Origin of the sequence: Shewanella sp. UCD-KL12, assembly GCF_001957125.1 — a bacterium.
Taxonomy (GTDB): Bacteria; Pseudomonadota; Gammaproteobacteria; order Enterobacterales; family Shewanellaceae; genus Shewanella.
The window spans coordinates 78,152-97,190 of record NZ_MPHJ01000019.1 but is presented as its reverse complement, the minus strand read 5'-3'; the positions used below and the strand labels follow the sequence as shown (position 1 = coordinate 97,190).

Here is a 19,039-nt window from a genome sequence, read left to right as displayed (position 1 = left end):
TTTTGTTTGTATCTAGGCTGCATGACAGTTAAGCCAGCTCAGGCTCCATTTTAGTCACTTTCACTGCGCAGACTTTAAATTCCGGTATCTTGGCAATTGGGTCGAGTGCGTTGATAGTCAGTTTGTTGGCCGCCGCTTCTGCAAAGTGGAATGGCAAAAAGAGCACGCCTGCCTGTGCGCGTTTAGTGACAAATGCGGCAATGGCTATCTCCCCGCGGCGAGTTTCAAGCTTAAGCATATCGCCACTTCTAATATCAAGCGCCTCTGCATCAAAGACAGATATCATGACTCGCGGGGTAGCAAGCTCATCTAGCCCAGATGTCTTACGGGTGAGTGTTCCCGTATGAAACTGTTCAAGCAATCGCCCTGTAGATAGGGTCAAAGGATATTCGTTGCAAGGCATCTCTGCGGGCAGAGTGTACTTAACCGCCTTCATTTTTGCGCGGCCGCGGGTAAATTTTTGGGTGTGCAGCACAGGCGTTCCAGGGTGACTGTTAGACGGGGCTGGCCATTGGATACCCTGACGACCATTTTCGGTATTGATATCAATAGCCTTCCAACTTATGCCCCGATACTGAGGGGTGACCTCGATGAGTTCATGCCAGATAGACTTTTCATCATGATATTGCCAGTTTGCACCCATCTTATTGGCTAAGGTTTGAATGACTCGCCAATCATCTAGTGCCTGACCTGGAGCTGATACTACAGGTTGAAGCTGCTGAACACGGCGCTCTGTATTGGTGAAGTGTCCTGTTTTTTCAGCAAATGAGCGAGCAGGTAGTACTACATCTGCCATTTGAGCGGTTTCAGTCAAAAAGATATCTTGGACGATTAACAGCTCAACCTTATTAAGCGCCTCAATAACATGGGCCTGATCAGGATCGCTTAATACTGGGTTCTCTCCCATAACATAAAGTGCTTTGAGCTCATCTTTAATGACGGCGAGCATCATCTCTGTGGCGGCCAAACCGGTTTGATGTGGCAGATCATCGACCCCCCAGGCTTGACTGAAACGCATCTGAACTAAAGGATCATCAACTTTTTGGTAACCGCTGAAGTAGTTAGGCAGGGCTCCCATATCACATGCACCCTGTACATTACTTTGCCCTCTCAGAGGGTTTATCCCTGCACCGCGCAGACCAATGTTGCCACATAGCAGTTGTAGATTAGCGATAGCGGTGACATTGTCGTGCCCAGATGTATGTTGGGTGATCCCCATGGCATAATAAACAGCGGTTTTACTTGCAGTGCCTATCATACGCGCCATAGAGGCAATATCTGCTTGGCTGACTCCTGTGATTATTTGAGTATTCTCTAAACTATATTGAGAAGACATCACCTCATCATAGAGCTCACTAAAACCATCCACTCTAGCTTGAATATAATCTAGGTCATGCCAGTCATTTTTAATTATTTGCTGCATGATACCGTTAATGAGCATGACATCACTGCCAGGTTTCTGGGTAACATATAGCTGTGCATGATCGGCAATATCGACCTTTTTCGGATCAGCAACAATAAGGCGTGCACCATGTTGCTCAATCGCTTCTTTGATATGCGAGGCAATAATAGGGTGAGCATTGCTGGTGTCGGATCCAAGGATGAAGATAAGGTCTGAATCTTTTATGCCAGGAATATCGTTAGTCATAGCTCCGCTGCCTAGGCTGTCATAAAGTGCCGATACAGTTGAAGCATGACAAAGGCGAGCGCAATGATCGATATTGTTAGTGCCTAAGACTGCTCTAAAGAACTTTTGAAACAGATAATTATCTTCGTTAGTCGCTTTTGCTGAGGCCAATCCAGCAACTGCATTCTTGCCGTGGGTGCTAATTGTTGCTGTAAGCTTGTTGGCGATAAACTCAATAGCCTCCTCCCAAGACACAGAAGTTAGCTGACCATTTTTACGCAGTAAAGGCTCGGTAAGTCGCTCTTTACTAGAGATAAAGTCAAAGCCGAAACGCCCTTTGACGCACAACATCCCCTGATTAACTGGAGATTGGCTATCACCAGTAATACGCTTAATTTGATTACTGTCGGTATCAACATGCATGTTTACCCGGCAGCCAATACCACAATAAGTACAAATTGTTGATAGCTGCTTAAGCGCTGCTTTATCTCCCTGCCTTTTATCTCTGGCATCGACAAGGGCACCCGTTGGGCAAACCTGTACGCAACCGCCACATTGAACACATGCGCTATCATTCATTGAGGCTTTAAATCCAACTCGAGGCGCTCGGCGAACATAATCCTTATCTTCACTGGGTAGTGCTTGATAACTGTTGTACTCAAAACTGATGGCATTATGGCCACTCTGCTTATGACAAATATCAACACAAGCACCGCAACTGATACAGCGATTGGCATCAAAGGTGATAAAAGGGCTAGTGTTATCTACCGCATAGCGTCTTGGTGGGGCTAACTCAGCATCCTTGTTTTTAGTTGCATTGTTTGTCGTTATATCAGCTCGGTATTCAGAGGCGTAGTCTCTGAGTTTACAATCAGTATTTGCCTGGCAGGCACACTCAAGGCAGCGCGCCGCCTCTTTCATTGCGGCGCTCGGCTTAAACCCTAGCTCTATCTCGTTAAAGTTAAAAGCTCTATGCTTTAGGCTAAGCTCCGGCATCTTCTCTTTAGCTTGTTTAGCTGTGTGAGGGTATAAACTCGCCGAGAGGGATGAGGTTTTTATGGCTTTAGTAGCGTTAAACTCTTTGGATATCAGTTCACAGCTTAGCCCTTGGGTGAGCAACTTTTCGATGGCCACCGCGGCTTTTCGTCCATCAGCCACAGCGGCAACGGCGGTTGCAGGCCCGGTACGAGAATCACCTAAAACAAAAAGTTTATCTACACCAGCGCTTATGCCAGCAGACATAGTGTGATCGCAACCTTCAAAAGTATTCCAGCGGGTGAGGGCAAGCTTTCCTGTGGCCAGTTGACTCTGTGGGTGCTTAAGAAATTCCATATCTGGCATTTGAGATACGGCAGGGATAACAGTATCGAAAGCTTCTGTGAAGGTTTCGCCTGTCGAAACAGGTCTACGTCTTCCCGATGCATCAGGCTCGCCCAACGCCATTTTTTCTAATGTGATAGCGTTTACTCTACCTGCATTATCTGGATGATTTATTATCGGATTAGTGAGAAAGTAAAATTCGACGCCTTCCTCTTCAGCTGCAGCGATTTCATAATCCTCTGCTGGCATCTCATCACGAGTTCTTCGGTAAATAAGTGTGACATCAGCGCCTTCTCGCAGTGCGGTCCTAGCGCAATCAATTGCGGTATTGCCACCACCAATAACGGCCACCTTCTTGCCCGTAGAGTAATGCTTTTCAGTGCAGTGATCTTTTAGGTAATCAACACCTAAATAGCAGCCTTCAAGGTCAATGCCTGGGTAATCCATAGGGACAGCTTTTTGGGCGCCAATTGCTAGGCAGATTGCATCAAAATTCTCCACGAGTTGATTGAGGTGAATGTCTCTTCCCAGTCGAGTGTTCGTTTCAATCTGTAAGCCATTTTTACATAGCTGTTCTATCTCTTTATCGAGAATCGATTTTGGTAGTCGATATTCTGGAATACCGTAACGTAACCAGCCGCCAGCCTTTGGCATAGATTCATAAATGGTGACGTCATGACCAGAGTTAGAGAGAAAGTAACCGGCTGTTATTCCGGCAGGCCCACTGCCTATGATCGCAACTTTTTTACCTGTGCTGGCGGCTTTCGGTGGGGTGTAGCTATCGGTATCTTCGATGTCTAAATCGGCAGCATGTCGCTTTAACTGCCTTATGGCTACAGGCTCATCAAGGAGGCCACGGCGACACTCAGTTTCACAAAATGCAGGGCATACCCTGCCAATAGAGAGCGGCAGAGGTAAGGTCTGTTTAATCACCTTAACGGCTTCTGTGTGGTTACCTTGAGCAATATGATAAAGGTATGATTGTACGTCAACACCGGCTGGGCAAGCTTGTTGGCAGGGAGCTTCACAATCTGCAAAGTGATCGCTCAAGATATTATTGAGTGCAGCTTGTCTTTGTTGGCTTAAGTAACTTGATTGAGTGATAATTTCGATAGGCTGTTCAGTCACCGAATCTAAGCTTGAAATAAATGTCTCACAGGCTTGGACTATTTGGCTTTTGTCGTCTGTTGATGCGCAGTTATGGACCTCAACAATACACAGGTTGCAGTGGCTTTTCTGTTCACTGTCATCTTGTTTAGTATTTTGTTGTATATTGCTATTTATCTTAAGCTTACTAAGCGGTGATTGGCATAAGCTTGGGATGACAATTCCGGCATTATTGGCGATTGTTAACAGTGTTTCATTGGAAGCCGCCGATATCCGTTTACCATCAATTATCAGATTTTTCATCGTGTCTGCCTTTCATTGTTTTTAGGCTATCAGGAGGTCCATTTTCGAGTTAGCAATATGTGGCTCTATAGAGTCTCATGAGTGCCGGAGGCGCTATTTGTGACTGTGGATAAGACTATCTATAAAGGAGTAATACAATTGTAAAGAGTATAACCAGAGAGTTTTTGCTAACAGGTCTTAGCAGCGCTTTTTCTGTTTAAACTTGCGGCTTTGTTCACAAAAGGGTTAGTAGTTGAAGGGTTGGGACAGCTTTATTGCACGATAAATGAGTGAGATCACTGTTTAGGCTCATTCGCTTATGGGATCGACTTTTTTGGTGATTATCAGCGAGTCATTTTTTTCACAAATACAACCACGAAAAGCGCAATGGTAAAGCTACCTGTAAAGGCTTCAATGGCTGCAATGGCCCTGGAAAAACCGATAGGGGTAAAGTCACCGTAACCGAGCGTCGTGAAGGTGACAACAGAGTAATAGATGCAATTAAAAAACAGAAAAAGATTGGTTTTAAAGTCATTTTCGACATCAAAAACATGCACGTTGCCGTCATAACTGAGCCCTGTAAATAGATAGAGCATGGCGCAAACAAAAATTAAGCCCATAGAGAAACCTATGACTCGCATTGGTGCTTCGCCATAGCCACAGAAGAGGTCGATAGTTTTGGACACATAGCGCTTAAAGCTATGTTTCGGCATCTGGTGCCGCCGCATGGTGAGCTCTTTGCGAATGTAATCTCCCGACATGGCAAATAGACCTTCTCGTTCTGCCGCTTTTCTTAAATCTCGATAGATCTCCTCGGCCTGCTCAAAATAATCTATCGCTATCTCTCGCTCGCCAACTTTAGCTGCCTCTAAGGCAAGTTTCTCCTGCTTAATTTTTTTACCGATTGAGATATTTTCTATCTTAGCGCCATTCCATTTGATGCCGAGCAAGTTGGTGCCAACTAAGTTGGCACAGTGGACGTTAGACTCTCGAAGATCGGCTTTCATTAAGCTGGCGTTGGTGAGGTTGAGATTAAAAAGGTGTGCCTCTTGGAGATCGGCTCGATATAACTCCGCATGTGTCATATCAAAACCTGTCTTTTGATGATGACGTACTAGGTCTATGCCATGGAGTTTTGCGCGCTTAAGCGAGACCCCCCTAAGCATGCCACCATTACGAGCAAACTGCTCTAAATTATGGATATCTTCAGGTTTATCTTTAATGATTTTAGGGTCATGCCAGTAACACAGGCCTGATGGCTCAGCGGGCTCAGAGCATGAGAACCCTTCATCTTCGTGGTAGCAACATGTCGGGATTTTATCATTCATGAAGAAAGTATAGACAGCAGATTTTGGCTTTGTGATTTTAAATAATTGATACCGCTAAATTAAGCCACTCGTCCCTTAGCTAGAATTCAAAGTTAGTTCTTTTAATTGCTTGTCGCAATTCTATAGAGCAGAGCTAAGGATATCCTGAGTAAAAGTCATGAATAAATAAAGCTTGAAATAACCGCAATTCCTGCTTTCTTGCCCTAGTCGAAATCCCTCGATTAAGTTAAAATAGCGGGTTTGCAGTTGCTGCCTAACCAATTTTAAGTAGAAGAGTTATGTTTGAAGTAAATCCGGTAAAATTTAAGATAAAAGAACTCGCCGATCGAACCCTTCTGCTTCGGGGGTATCTTTGACTACGATGCTAAGAAAGAGCGTCTAGAAGAGGTAAGCCGAGAACTTGAAAGTAGCGAAGTCTGGAATGACCCGGACAATGCACAAGCATTGGGTAAAGAGCGCGCTTCATTAGAAGCAGTTGTTAAGACCATAGATGATATGGACTCAGGCCTTGAAGATATTGAAGGCTTATTAGAGCTTGCCATTGAAGAGGATGATGAAGATACCTTTAATGATGCAAGTAGTGAGCTTGATGGCTTAGAAAAGCGTCTAGAAGAGCTTGAGTTTCGCCGTATGTTCTCAGGCCCCCATGATGCATCAGATTGTTATCTTGATATTCAATCAGGCTCCGGCGGCACAGAAGCTCAAGATTGGGCTAATATGGTACTGCGTATGTTCCTACGTTGGGGCGAAGCCCATGACTATAAGCCTGAGTTGATGGAAGTGACCGATGGTGATGTTGCCGGTATTAAAGGGGCGACAATCAAGTTCACAGGCGAATATGCTTTTGGCTCATTGAGAACAGAAACAGGTGTACACCGCTTAGTGCGTAAGTCGCCTTTTGACTCTTCTGGTAAACGCCATACCTCATTCTGTTCTGTGTTTGTTTATCCAGAGATCGATGACTCTATTGAGATCGATATCAATCCATCTGATCTACGTGTCGATACTTATCGCGCTTCAGGTGCGGGCGGACAGCACGTCAACAAGACAGAATCGGCAATTCGTATCACTCACGTGCCGACAAATACCGTCGTGCAGTGCCAGAATGACCGTTCGCAACATAAGAACCGTGATGCGGCGATGAAACAGCTTAAAGCTAAGCTCTTTGAGCTTGAGATGCTGAAACAAAATGCCGATAAGCAGGCTGCTGAAGATGCTAAATCAGATATCGGTTGGGGCAGTCAGATCCGCTCCTACGTACTCGATGATGCGCGTATTAAAGATCTGCGCACCGGGGTTGAAAGCCGCAACACTCAAAGTGTGCTTGATGGCGATCTAGATAAGTTTATTGAAGCAAGCCTTAAATCAGGCTTGTAAGAGGAGGCCTCTTAGAAGATAGCGTTTTAAGAGTCCAATAGAGCTAATTAATTTTAACGTGTGAACTGTAACATTTACGAGAGAAGAAGATGACTGAACAAGTACAAGACGAAAACAAGTTAATTGCAGAGCGTCGTGCCAAGCTTGAGCACATACGCGCTAACTGCCCTGCAAATGGTCACCCAAACAACTTCGATCGTAAACATAAAGCGGCAGATATTCAGGCTGAATTTGGTAACAATACCAAAGAAGAGCTTGAAGGCATGGATATCCAGCGTTCTATCGCCGGTCGTGTGATGGCGAAACGTGGTCCATTCTTAGTGATTCAAGATGTGAGTGGGCGTATCCAAGCTTATGCTGGTAAAGACGTTCAGAAAGACCTTAAGGCAACATTCCAAGGCCTAGATATCGGTGACATTATCGGTGTGACTGGTAAGCTACATTTGTCAGGTAAAGGCGATCTATACGTCAACATGGAAGAGTACCAGTTGCTGACTAAAGCCCTGCGTCCGCTGCCTGAAAAGTTCCACGGTCTAACTGACCAAGAGACTCGCTACCGTCAGCGTTATGTTGACCTTATCGTTAACGAAGAGTCACGTGAAGCTTTCGTTATGCGCTCTAAAGTGGTTTCAGCTATCCGTAACTTTATGGTTAAAAAAGAGTTCATGGAAGTTGAGACCCCTATGATGCATAGCATTCCAGGTGGTGCTTCTGCACGCCCGTTTGAGACGCACCATAATGCGCTTGATATCGCTATGTATCTTCGTATTGCGCCAGAGCTTTACCTTAAGCGTCTAGTGGTTGGTGGTTTTGAGCGTGTGTTCGAAATCAACCGTAACTTCCGTAACGAAGGTCTATCTCCTCGTCATAACCCAGAATTCACTATGATGGAGTTCTATATGGCGTATGCAGATTTTAATGATCTGATGGATTTGACCGAAGAGATGCTAAGTTCAATTGCGACTGAGCTTTGTGGTTCACCGCAGCTTCCATACGGCGAGCATACAGTAGACTTTGGCGGCCCTTACACACGTCTTAGCATGCTAGATGCTATTAAGAAGTATAACCCTGACAATGAAACGATTCAGTCTATGACCTATGAAGAGGTTAAAGACGTTGAGTTTATGCGTAACTTGGCTAAGAGCATCGGCATGACAATCGAGAAGTTCTGGACCTGTGGTCAGCTTCTTGAGGAGATCTTCGGTGAAACTGCTGAGCCTCAGCTTATGCAGCCTACTTTCATTACAGGTTACCCAGCAGATATCTCACCGCTGGCTCGTCGTAATGATGATAACCACTTTATTACAGACCGTTTCGAGTTCTTTATCGGCGGACGTGAAGTGGCAAACGGTTTCTCTGAGCTAAACGATGCAGAAGATCAAGATAACCGCTTCAAGGCACAAGTTGATGCTAAAGATGCCGGTGATGATGAAGCTATGTTCTATGACGCTGATTACATCACGGCGCTAGAGCACGGCCTACCGCCAACTGCAGGTCAAGGTATTGGTATCGACCGTCTAGTGATGTTGTTTACTAACACTCACACGATTCGCGACGTGATCCTGTTCCCAGCGATGCGCCCGCAAGCTTAAGTTTAATGCAAGAAGGCTGCTTTTAGCTGCCCGAAACAGATTAAAGCCGTTGAGTTAACCACTCAGCGGCTTTTCTGTATATGGATGTACTTATCCCCGGAGACCATGAATGGTCTAAAGGGGATTTGCGCCTGGTCCTTTTCATAAAAGAATGGCTCCATCCGGTAACTGCTTCCTAGGTTACTCTAAATCCTAACTCCCAACACCCAACACCCAACTTCTAAATCCTAAATCCGTGTAGTAAACACTTATTGGCGACCTGACAGTGTATGTCACTAATAAGGGGGAGAGGCGGCTATCTTGCTAGATTGGTGTATTGGACCGTTTAAAAGGTAGGAATAAAATAGACCTTTAGGTTATATAAAACATTTGATTGAGAGCTTAATATGCTGCTTACGCATTTTGCGTTTAACTATCTATTTAGCCTAGTATTTTGTAGTTACGGCATAATTAAGGAAGATTATGAAAACTAAAATAATTGCGATGCTCACAACCTTAGGTTTTGGACTTGGTCTAATGGCTGCGGTTAATGCTAACCCTATGCAAGATGAGCAGCGCTATTGTGCTGAGAATCCTAGAGACTGCTACTGCGAGTACCGCCCTGGTGGCGCGAAAGTCTGCTTTATACTCTAAGCACTAAGCACTAAGCACTAAGCACTAAGCCTAGCTATCGCTAGGCTTACTCCATGTATCTGTTAGCTTACGAGCAGAGTCATCGCTTTTCACTTCTAATTTCTTTCTTCTATCTTCTTTTCTTTCCTTGCTGCTTCTCGCTTGCTCGTCGCTAACTATGGTATTTTGTTTCATTAAATTTTCTACGTTAATTAAGCTGACCTAATGAAAAATATTCTCTGCTTTGGTGATTCAAATACTTGGGGTTATCAGCCCGTTGCGTGTACTCGTTATCCTTTTGAGACTCGCTGGACTGGCGCACTACAAACATTGTTAGGCAGCGAGTACCGTATTATTGAAGAGGGACTTAACGGGCGTACATCTGCGTCAGATGAGCCTGGCCGCAAATATAGAAGTGGTGCAGAATATTTTCCTATGTTACTCGAGTGTCATAGACCCATAGATCTTGTCGTGATTATGCTGGGGACTAACGATCTTAAAAGCATATTCGATTTAAGTGTTGAGCAGATAGCTCAAAATACTAAGAAGCTGTGCCAAATGGTGCTAGATAATGATTATCCAGAGAATGATTCAGCTCAGGTTTTACTCATTGCACCTGTTCATGTCGCTGAACTTCCCTATGAAGATGAGCTCTTATTTGCCAATGCTAAGGAGAAGTCACGTGATTTTGCCTGTGAGTTTAACAAGGTAGCCGATGAGCTCGGTATTCACTTTATGGATGCCAGTCAAATTGTTAAAACGACTAATGCTGACGGATTACATTGGACTGCTGAGCAGCATTAAGACTTTGCTTCTGCTATGAGTGATAAGTTGCAGTGTATCTTCTATCGCTAGAGACCAATTCTTTTAAAGATTAAATGCCCTATTTAAGCCGTTAAAAGAAGGCTTATCTGTCACCAAACACAAGGCTGTTTAGCTATAAGTTTTGCTAAACAGTCGAGCTCACTTAGGTTTGACTTTGATTATTTTTGATTAAGCTATAATTACAACGACCTCCCATGAGCATTGGGCGCTGAAAGTTAAGGCGATAACTTGGACGTTGAACTTGCTAAAGTAATTGAACTGCAAAATATCATGTGGCTCTTAATTGCCACTGGCAGTGTGTTGTTTATGCAGGCGGGTTTCTGTTTCTTAGAGGCAGGCTCGGTAAGATCTAAAAATAGTATTAATGTCGCGGTTAAAAACTTTTGTGATTTCTGCTTAACCTCAGGCATTTTCTGGATTGTAGGTTTTGGCATTATGTATAGTAATGCCGAACAAGCTTTTAACTATGATTATTTCTTCATCGCAGCGACTGACTCACCCAAGTTATTAGCTTTTTTCGTATTTCAACTGGTCTTTTGTGGTACCGCTTCGACGATTATGTCTGGGGCTGTCGCTGAGCGAACAACTTTTGCTGGCTATTTGACTATTGCCTTTTTTGTTTCAGGAATACTCTATCCTGTTTTTGGACGTTGGGCGTGGAATGGAAATTTTGAGGGGCTTAACTTAGGTTGGCTTAATCAACAAGGTTTTGTAGATTTCGCCGGCTCCAGCGTGGTCCACTCTATTGGTGGCTGGACATCACTGGCTGCGGTGATGGTTATAGGTCCTAGAATTGGTCGGTTTTGCCAGGAAAGCCCGCCTATTCAGGGGCATAACATTCCTATGGCTACAGTGGGAACGATTATTTTGTGGTTTGGTTGGTTTGGCTTTAATGGCGGCAGTAGCCTTAAGTTTGATCACACCATACCTTCGATAATCTTAAACACTAACTTATCAGCCAGTTTTGGCGCCATCTCTGTACTCCTACTCACTTGGTATAAAAAGAAAAAACCAGATGTTCCCCATGTGTTAAATGGCGCGCTAGCTGGATTAGTGAGTATTACTGCCAGCTGTAACTCAGTTGAGCCTTTTCATGCGGTATTAATCGGTCTTTTAGGTGGTGGGATATACCTGTTTAGTGCAAAAGCCTTAGAGCACTTTAAGATTGATGATGTCGTGAAAGCGGCGCCGGTTCATGGAGCCTGCGGAGTCTGGGGCACCCTATGTGTTGCATTTTTTGGTGATCCTGAAATTCTCAATACAGGGTTAAGCTTTACTGAGCAGTTATGGGTACAGGCATTAGGCGTAGTCGTCTGCTTTGCTTGGGCATTTATCCCTACTTACCTGTTTTTAAAATTTATCCAAAGATGGATCCCCTTAAGAGTGAAGCCTGAAGATGAAATTAGGGGGCTAAATACTTCAGAGCACAATGCGCATACAGAGGTCTTAGATTTGCTTCACGCCATGGAGCGGCAAAAAAGTGAGAGTGACTTTAGCATGAGTGTCCATGTTGAGCCCCATACTGAAGTGGGGCAAATTGCCAGAGAATACAACCGAGTACTGGCTGTGGCACATAATGAGATGGCCAACGCTAATCAAGCCAATATTGAACTCATGGCTTCATTTAAAGAGTTACAAGAAGCCCAGAAACAGTTAGTCGAATCTGAAAAAATGGCTTCACTGGGAGGCCTTGTGGCTGGGATCGCCCATGAGATCAACACACCTTTAGGGGTAAGTGTCACTGCGACGTCCTACTTGGAGAGGGAGATAAGAATTCTAGAGTCCCAATATAAACAGGGCGAGTTGACGGCTGAAGATGTGGAGAAGTTTATTTTGGGTGCGAATGAAGGGGCCAGTATTATATTAATGAATCTAACGCGTGCTACAGAGTTAGTAAAAAGCTTTAAAAAAGTCTCGGTTGATCAGTCTTCTGATAAGTGCCGGGAATTTGATTTAAAAGAGTACATTGATGAAATAATTTTTAGCCTAAAGCCTCAACTTCGCACCAGTCAACATAGCGTGAATTTACTCTGCCCTGATGGGATAAAGATGCACAGTCATCCTGGTGCATTAGCCCAAATTCTCACCTGCTTTATTATGAACAGCATCCATCACGGGTTTGAGGATGGAAAGGTAGGGGAGATTACGATTAATGTTGAGCTTTTAGTTGGCAGTGTTGAGTTAATTTATCGCGACAATGGTCAAGGCATAGAGCCTGAGAATCTGCAGCAAATTTTTGAACCTTTCTATACTACCAAGCGGGGAAAAGGTGGCAGCGGTTTAGGTTTACATATTGTTTTTAACCTAGTGACACAGACGTTAAATGGTACGATCGACTGTCAAAGTGAGCTAGGTAAGGGCACTGAATTTACTATTCAGTTTCCGGCAATGTTAGAGGAAGCCAAAGCTAAGCCTTAATCGCGGCTGATGTTAATTTTTTTATAAGATGCTCGATATATCGGAAAGCTCGATGACTTCACCGGGTTGCATCTTACCTAGCGTAATATTGCCAATGCGCACTCGAACCAGCCTCATGGTTGGAAAGCCAGCGGCAGCAGTCATTTTACGTATTTGACGGTTTTTCCCTTCGCTGATAGTGATAGATATCCAGCTCATGGGGCCGTGTCTTGCATCTCTTACTCTTCGTCCGTTAGCGGGTAATTGGGGAGCACTATCAAGTTTAAAAACCTGACAGGGCAGAGTGAGGTATTTCTCCCCTTTTATGCCTATCTCTACGCCTTGTTGGAGCTTGCTTATCGCTTCATCATCGATATCACCATCGACTTGAACATAGTACTCTTTGTCGACTTTTTTACTGCGCACCTGATGGCTAACCATGCCGTCAGTGGTCAGCAAGAGTAAGCCTTCAGAATCATGATCTAAACGGCCAATAGCCATAACCCCTAAAGGGAAGTCTGTGAGTTCGCCAAGCAGTTTTTTACTTTTGCGTGTTTCAGGCACAAACTGGCTGAGATACCCGTGAGGTTTAAAAATTTTATAATGATGATGGCTCCTTTCTGCTGAAGAGGAGGCTGGTGAATTTACAGGGGCGACTTCTACAGACATAGCATCATCATTTCGTCAAAAAGGGGCTGTATTATAGCGCTTAATTGACGGCAAAGATCTACTCTTGAGAGAGTTGCAAGCTTTGCTGTTTAGTTTTGTGTCACAATAATAAATGACAGCGTTGTCATTTGGCGTTATAGTAATGTTAAATATACCAAGATATGTTTGTGCCTAGCCTTTTCAAAGGGAAGGTTCAACTGCGCAAGGCTACAGCTATACTCAATATTATCTTGAGTGAGCCGTTAATTATTCAATCTTATTGAGCCAAGCTCTAAGTTAAAGTGAGTCAATATAATGCAAATCGTCATCTTAAAAAATAGTGCTGAAGTTGCCGAATATGGCGCGAATATCTTTATTAAGCAGCTGCAAAACAAGGCTAGCTCAGTATTAGGTTTGGCAACGGGTTCAACCCCAGTCTCTCTATATCAGGGCCTGATCAGTGCGACGAAAGAGCAGCAGATCTCTTTTAAAGATGTGATGACATTTAACTTAGATGAATACCTAGGGCTTGAGGGGACACATCCTCAGAGCTATCGATATTTCATGAATGAGCAGCTGTTCGATCATGTCGATATCGACAAGGCTAATACCCATGTACCTCCAGGTGACGCTGAAAACCCAATTGAAGCCTGCGTTGGCTACGAAGAGCAGATTAAAGCGGCTGGTGGTATCGATATTCAACTCTTAGGTATCGGCCGTAATGGCCATATCGGCTTTAATGAGCCTTCATCTGGCTTGATGTCTCGCACGCGAGTTAAGACACTAACAAAAGCAACTATTGATGATAATGCCCGCTTTTTTGCTGAAGATGAGTATCAGCCACACCTCTCTATCACCATGGGAATTGGGACAATCTTAGATGCTAAGAAGGTGGTGTTACTGGCTACTGGCGAAAACAAAGCCGATGCAATTTTAGCGACCGTAGAAGGTGCATTGACTGCATCGTGCCCAGCATCTGCACTGCAGCTTCACACCAATGCAGTATTAGTGATTGATGAAGCCGCGGCATCAAAGCTTGCAGATCGTGATTTTTATAAGCACATCGAAGCTGAAAATCAGAAGCTACTTGAGCGATTAGCTAAGTAAACTCCTTCACTATGCTCACCGACTATTTACATCAGTTTTGAAGCCTCTTTAAGGGGCTTCAGGGCTTTTGGCTATGTGAGTTTATATGTAAGCGATCCCCGCAACTCAAATATTTCTGCCAATATCAAAGACTTTTTTTTGCGCATATTTTAACCGCTAATAGGGGCATCACATCGATGCTCAATGAATTGATTGATGGCTAGTCTGCTCTCTACAAAATCCCTCTACTAATCTCTCTAATGATGCCTAGTTAATGACTGTCGCATACCCTCAATCGCTTAGTTACTTTTTTACGTTTGAGGTCATACATGTCTAAGCAACAAACTTTATTTATTGGCTTTATGACCTTTGCGTTATTTCTTGGTGCGGGAAATATTATCTTTCCGCCTATGTTAGGTCACGGGGCTGGAGAGGCATTTCTTCCGGCTTTAAGCGGTTTCTTACTGACTTCTGTAGGCATGCCTGCATTAACCTTAATTGCGATTGCGTGGATAGGTGGCAGCGATGCCCTCACTCATAAATTGCCAAGGTGGGTGCACCTACTGTTCTGGAGTGTATTGTTTCTTACCATTGGTCCTTTCTTTAATATGCCAAGAACGTTCACTGTCGCCTATGAGTTTACCGGACGGCCCTTTTTCGGTGACGAAGGCTTACTGGTTGCAACATTAATATTCGCGGCTTTAACCTTGTACTTTGCATTAAGTCCACAAAAGCTAATGGGAAGAATTGGTAAGCTGCTAACACCGACTATCTTGCTATTAATCGTATTTATCTTGATTAGTGTGATGAACAATCGACATGGTATCCCTGAAGGGATGGCCGATAAGTATCAAGGTTTCGCATTTGCTGCAGGACTCAGTGATGGCTATATGACCATGGATGTACTGGGCGCTATCGGCTTTGGTTGGCTCATTATTAATGTACTTAATCAACATAGATGCTCGGACGCTTCACTGAGCCGTGAAATGGCTAAGGTGGTTATTGTCTACGGCGCTGTGATGTGTAGCGTTTATATTGCCATGGCATGGATAGGCGCACACTTTGCCCATGAAGTCTCCAATGGTGGTGAGCTGCTTTCTCGTTACATGAGCTTCATCTATGGTGATATCGGCATGATGTGTCTGGGTGTCATCATGGCCTTAGCCTGTTTGACCACTGCGGTAGGCTTGACATGTGCCAGTGCAAGTTTCTTCAATGATAACTTCTTAGCTAAAGCTCAAAGCCCGACAACAAATTATAAGCTGTTGGCAATTGCTATTGTCTCTCTCTCAACACTTATCGCCAATGTTGGGCTAGAGACGCTTATTACGGTTACCCTACCACTCGTTGTGATGTTGCACCCGGTAACCATAACCGTGGTTGCTCTCGCTGTGTACTTTCAAAAACGCTCAATGAATTTTCAAGTCTGGGGAGTGACCTTGAGTGTTGCTATCTTAGGTGGTGCAATCGATGCACTTAAGATATTGGATAAGATGCCGCAGGCGTTATCTCAATACTTCACTGATTACTTACCTCTGTACAACTATAACGCGAGCTGGATTGTCCCTTGTGTCTTGAGTTTTATGCTTGTGACGCTACTGACTCGTCAAGGTGGTTCAGCAATATCCTCACCGAGCTCATTGGCTGAACGTTAAGCCTCTTCAAAGCTTCCCAATAAACAGAGCCCATAAGATGGGCTTTATTGATTAGCCTGTATTCTCTTTGTAAAGTTTGTTGAGAATAGTTATCAGTTTCATTAAGATCTCGTCGATTTTTTAGTTGTTTATAATCATTTACGGGGTTGAAAATGGGCCAGAGTTTCAAATTAAAATATCCAGTTCTCTTTATGGCGATGAGCTTTGCGTTCTCGGCGAGCACTTCAGTCTCTGCAGCAGAGGCCGACACTTTGCAAGCTAAAGCCGAAGAGCCTGAGATGGAAGTGATCACCATTAGCTCTAAAGGTTTAATATCTTATGTGAGTGCATCTGCATCGAAAACGGATATGCCAATCATTGAAACGCCCACTTCGATCTCAGTGTTAACCGAAAAGCGTATTACTGATCTGGGTGCTGAAAGTTTACAGGATGCTATCGGCTATGTAGCCGGTGTCTATAATGGCCCATATGGTGTCGATACCCGAGGTGATTGGGCACAAATTCGTGGTGTATCACCGCTGCAATATCAAGATGGTTTGCAGATGATGTTCGGTAACTATAATAACGTACGAACTAACCCCTATATGCTACAGCAGGTTGAGATCTTAAAAGGTCCATCGTCAGTGCTGTATGGACAAGGCTCAACGGGCGGTATCATTAATATGGTCACTAAACGCCCAGAAGCTGAGCAGAAAGGTGAGATTTGGGCGCAGGTTGGTAACTATGACCGTAAGCAACTAGCAGCAGATGTGACTGGCTCGCTTAATGACGATGAGTCAGTACTTTATCGCGTGACAGGTCTTTATCGTGACAGCGAAACTCAAACAGACTATGTCGATGATAATAGCTACTTCATTGCACCTGCTATTACCTGGTATGCAACCGATACCACTAAGCTGACCTTACTGGCAAATCTGCAGAAAAATGAATCAGGTTCGAGTACGCAATTCTTCCCCCATGAAGGTACATTACTTCCTGCACCAAATGGCCAAATCCCCAGCGAGCGCTTTATCAGTGAGCCAGGTTGGGATCAATATGATACCGAACAAAAGTCGGTCACTTTCCTACTTGAGCAAGAGTTAAATGACTATTTGTCATTGTATTGGAACAGTCGTTATGTAGACAGCAAGTCGACCTATCGCACTATGTATGCTTGGCCACCAAAGTTTCAGGAAGATGGGCGCTCAATTTTACGTAATATCAGTATGAGTGACGCAACGGCTGAGGCACTGACTTCAGATCTTCGTTTGCAAGCACAGTTTGATACTGGAGAAGTGGAGCATAATCTAACATTCGGTATCGATTATCAGGATGTCGATACCGATACAGACCGACTCTATCTTAGAGGTGCTGGTGGCATGCTAGACCTCTATACTCCGCAATATGGCCAAAATACAGAATCACTGCCGACTGGGGCAGATATTCCCGATACGCCGGGTGAGAATAACAACCAGCTAGGTATATACCTGCAAGACTCGATTAAAGTTGGCAATTTCATTGTCAGCGGTGCACTGCGCCATGATTGGGTTGAGTCTGAAACTGTCAGTGCAGGCAAACAAGATCAAAGTGCGACCACTGGCCGTTTAGGTGTGATGTATAGCTTCGATTCAGGTATTGCGCCCTATGCGAGTTACGCTCAGTCGTTCCAGCCTATTTATGGCTCAAATCAAGTTGGTACACCCTTTAAGCCTCAAGAAGGCGAGCAATATGAGCTAGGCATTAAATATCAGCCTGTTGGCAGTGAGCACCTGTTCACCGCAGCTATTTTCGATATCACTGATAAAAACCGTAAGCAATCGGCAGGGCCAGATTTGACCCTACAGCTTGGTGAGGTGAAGATCCAGGGGCTCGAACTGGAAGCGCAGCTTGAGTGGGATGAGATTGATGTCTACGCCAGCTATGCCTATACGGATTCAGAAAAGCACACTAATACAGTCGGCGAAGTTGATGCTAAGCTAGCCGCTATGCCGGATCATATGTTGTCGACTTGGGTAACTTACCGTCCTGAGTCTTTCTGGCAGGGCTTCAAGGCGGGCGTTGGTTTCCGTTATGTGGGTGAAACCTCTGATGGCAGTGTCGATGTATTCATGCCTGATGGCACTCAAGTCCATACAGCTTTAAATACAGAGGCATATCATCTATTTGATATGATGATAGGTTATGAGTTTAGCCAGTTTGATTTAAGCTTAAACGTCGATAACCTCGCCGATGAAACTGTGATCACTAGCTGCTTGGCTCGTGGAGATTGCTTCTATGGCCAGCGTAGAACCATCACGGCGAACTTGAGATATAAGTTCTAAGCTTTTATTTTGTTCGCGACAAACGGAGCCTTTTTAGGCTCCGTTTTTGTTTCCATCCTTAAATTGTCTTGTTCAGAATCTGAGCGGTAAATTAAAGTCTCTGGCAGTTATCTATCTTGTCAGCAAATACACTTTCCTCTTATCCCTCCATTGAAAACTTGCTTAAGTTTTCACCTCCTGTGTATGCTAACTATTTGATTTCGCCTCTAGATGCTTTCTAGATACATAGCCAAGGAATGTCCATGTTGAAAAAACTATCAATTATCGTTGCCGTAATTATTGCGATACCTTTTATTGCAGCCCTGTTTATTAAACAGGAGTACTCCGTAGTCACCTCAGTAGAGATAAATAGGCCAGTGGCTGAGGTGTTTGATTATGTGAAGCACCTTAAGAATCAGAATAATTTCAGTGTCTGGGCGCAGATTGATCCAAGCATGGAGAAAACGTATCAAGGCGTCGATGGGACTGTTGGCTTTGTTTCGGCGTGGCGCAGTGACAATGAAGAGGTTGGCGTTGGTGAGCAGGAGATCATCAAGATAGATGAAGGTAAGCGCATCGATTTCGAGTTGAGGTTTATCTCACCTTTTGAAGCGACAGAGCCTGCTTATATGACCACTGAAGCAGTGGATAATGAGACGACTAAAGTGAGCTGGGGTTTTCATGGCAGCATGAATTACCCCATGAACCTGATGTTCCTGTTTATCGACTTTGAAACCATGATTGAAAAAGACCTCAGTCAAGGGCTAATGAATTTGAAGTCTTTGCTAGAATCGAGTGCTCCCTAGCGGTATCTACTGTCAACCATACAACTGTACCTTAAATAAAGTGGTTAGCTGTTACTGGTCTTTTTTGATTGGTTTGCTAGGTTAAGAAAAGTGCTAGT

General features: G+C 44.2%; 13 protein-coding genes. 9 read left to right on the top strand and 4 right to left on the bottom strand.

From position 1 onward, the window contains the following. Positions 1–28: 28 nt before the first annotated feature. Positions 29–4,357 carry a formate dehydrogenase subunit alpha gene (gene fdhF, locus BM736_RS22030; protein ID WP_076416289.1) on the bottom strand — a complete coding sequence of 1,443 codons (4,329 nt, stop codon included), beginning with the start codon at positions 4,355–4,357 and terminating at the stop codon, positions 29–31. A gap of 323 nt (positions 4,358–4,680) precedes the next feature. After that, entirely contained in the window at positions 4,681–5,664 is a 984-nt protein-coding gene (locus BM736_RS22025; protein ID WP_076416286.1) for a pentapeptide repeat-containing protein, read from the bottom strand. 278 nt (positions 5,665–5,942) lie between these two features. Between BM736_RS22025 and prfB the strand changes: the two genes are divergently transcribed. The 3 genes from prfB (at position 5,943) to BM736_RS25260 (ending at position 9,266) form a co-directional block, all read left to right on the top strand. Beyond that, positions 5,943–7,041, top strand: a protein-coding gene (gene prfB / locus BM736_RS22020; protein ID WP_179079099.1) for a peptide chain release factor 2 whose coding sequence is annotated in 2 segments (ribosomal slippage) — positions 5,943–6,017 and positions 6,019–7,041 — 1,098 coding nt in all. Because the reading frame shifts where the segments join, the coding sequence is not laid out codon by codon here. A gap of 89 nt (positions 7,042–7,130) precedes the next feature. Next, positions 7,131–8,633, top strand: coding sequence for a lysine--tRNA ligase (gene lysS / locus BM736_RS22015; protein ID WP_076416283.1), 1,503 nt, complete (start codon positions 7,131–7,133; stop codon positions 8,631–8,633). Between the two features lie 462 nt (positions 8,634–9,095). Further along, positions 9,096–9,266: a hypothetical protein gene (locus tag BM736_RS25260; RefSeq protein WP_179079098.1), complete on the top strand. Its 171-nt coding sequence runs from the start codon at positions 9,096–9,098 to the stop codon at positions 9,264–9,266. Between the two features lie 30 nt (positions 9,267–9,296). Here the strand turns inward: BM736_RS25260 and BM736_RS25255 are convergent, their stop codons facing one another. After that, a complete protein-coding gene (locus BM736_RS25255) occupies positions 9,297–9,440 on the bottom strand; it encodes a hypothetical protein (RefSeq protein ID WP_179079097.1) in 144 nt (47 codons plus the stop codon). A 30-nt stretch (positions 9,441–9,470) separates the two neighbouring features. Between BM736_RS25255 and BM736_RS22010 the strand changes: the two genes are divergently transcribed. Together BM736_RS22010 and amt are read left to right on the top strand one after the other, a co-directional pair. Continuing rightward, positions 9,471–10,049 (top strand): SGNH/GDSL hydrolase family protein, encoded by a 579-nt coding sequence (locus tag BM736_RS22010; RefSeq protein WP_076416280.1) that lies wholly within the window; start codon positions 9,471–9,473, stop codon positions 10,047–10,049. A 249-nt stretch (positions 10,050–10,298) separates the two neighbouring features. Next, positions 10,299–12,488 carry an ammonium transporter gene (amt, locus tag BM736_RS22005; protein ID WP_076416278.1) on the top strand — a complete coding sequence of 730 codons (2,190 nt, stop codon included), beginning with the start codon at positions 10,299–10,301 and terminating at the stop codon, positions 12,486–12,488. A gap of 21 nt (positions 12,489–12,509) precedes the next feature. Here amt and BM736_RS22000 read toward each other — a convergent pair whose 3' ends face one another. Further along, the gene (locus BM736_RS22000) at positions 12,510–13,136 is read right to left on the bottom strand and encodes a pseudouridine synthase (RefSeq protein ID WP_076416275.1); all 627 of its coding nucleotides are present in this window, start codon (positions 13,134–13,136) and stop codon (positions 12,510–12,512) included. A gap of 294 nt (positions 13,137–13,430) precedes the next feature. Between BM736_RS22000 and nagB the strand changes: the two genes are divergently transcribed. The 4 genes from nagB (at position 13,431) to BM736_RS21980 (ending at position 18,941) form a co-directional block, all read left to right on the top strand. Then, entirely contained in the window at positions 13,431–14,222 is a 792-nt protein-coding gene (gene nagB, locus BM736_RS21995; protein ID WP_076416272.1) for a glucosamine-6-phosphate deaminase, read from the top strand. A 308-nt stretch (positions 14,223–14,530) separates the two neighbouring features. Then, entirely contained in the window at positions 14,531–15,856 is a 1,326-nt protein-coding gene (brnQ, locus tag BM736_RS21990) for a branched-chain amino acid transport system II carrier protein (RefSeq protein WP_076416270.1), read from the top strand. Between the two features lie 152 nt (positions 15,857–16,008). Then, a complete protein-coding gene (locus tag BM736_RS21985; protein ID WP_076416267.1) occupies positions 16,009–18,156 on the top strand; it encodes a TonB-dependent siderophore receptor in 2,148 nt (715 codons plus the stop codon). A gap of 242 nt (positions 18,157–18,398) precedes the next feature. After that, the gene (locus tag BM736_RS21980; RefSeq protein ID WP_083700455.1) at positions 18,399–18,941 is read left to right on the top strand and encodes an SRPBCC family protein; all 543 of its coding nucleotides are present in this window, start codon (positions 18,399–18,401) and stop codon (positions 18,939–18,941) included. Positions 18,942–19,039 lie beyond the last annotated feature (98 nt).

Bases quoted from the DNA above. Each gene is read 5' to 3' on its own strand.
- BM736_RS22010 (WP_076416280.1), top strand. From the start codon at position 9,471: ATGAAAAATATTCTCTGCTTTGGTGATTCAAATACTTGGGGTTATCAG.
- BM736_RS21985 (WP_076416267.1), top strand. From the start codon at position 16,009: ATGGGCCAGAGTTTCAAATTAAAATATCCAGTTCTCTTTATGGCGATG.
- BM736_RS22025 (WP_076416286.1), bottom strand. From the start codon at position 5,664: ATGAATGATAAAATCCCGACATGTTGCTACCACGAAGATGAAGGGTTC.
- nagB (WP_076416272.1), top strand. From the start codon at position 13,431: ATGCAAATCGTCATCTTAAAAAATAGTGCTGAAGTTGCCGAATATGGC.
- fdhF (WP_076416289.1), bottom strand. From the start codon at position 4,357: ATGAAAAATCTGATAATTGATGGTAAACGGATATCGGCGGCTTCCAAT.
- lysS (WP_076416283.1), top strand. From the start codon at position 7,131: ATGACTGAACAAGTACAAGACGAAAACAAGTTAATTGCAGAGCGTCGT.
- BM736_RS25255 (WP_179079097.1), bottom strand. From the start codon at position 9,440: ATGAAACAAAATACCATAGTTAGCGACGAGCAAGCGAGAAGCAGCAAG.
- BM736_RS25260 (WP_179079098.1), top strand. From the start codon at position 9,096: ATGAAAACTAAAATAATTGCGATGCTCACAACCTTAGGTTTTGGACTT.
- BM736_RS22000 (WP_076416275.1), bottom strand. From the start codon at position 13,136: ATGTCTGTAGAAGTCGCCCCTGTAAATTCACCAGCCTCCTCTTCAGCA.
- BM736_RS21980 (WP_083700455.1), top strand. From the start codon at position 18,399: ATGTTGAAAAAACTATCAATTATCGTTGCCGTAATTATTGCGATACCT.
- brnQ (WP_076416270.1), top strand. From the start codon at position 14,531: ATGTCTAAGCAACAAACTTTATTTATTGGCTTTATGACCTTTGCGTTA.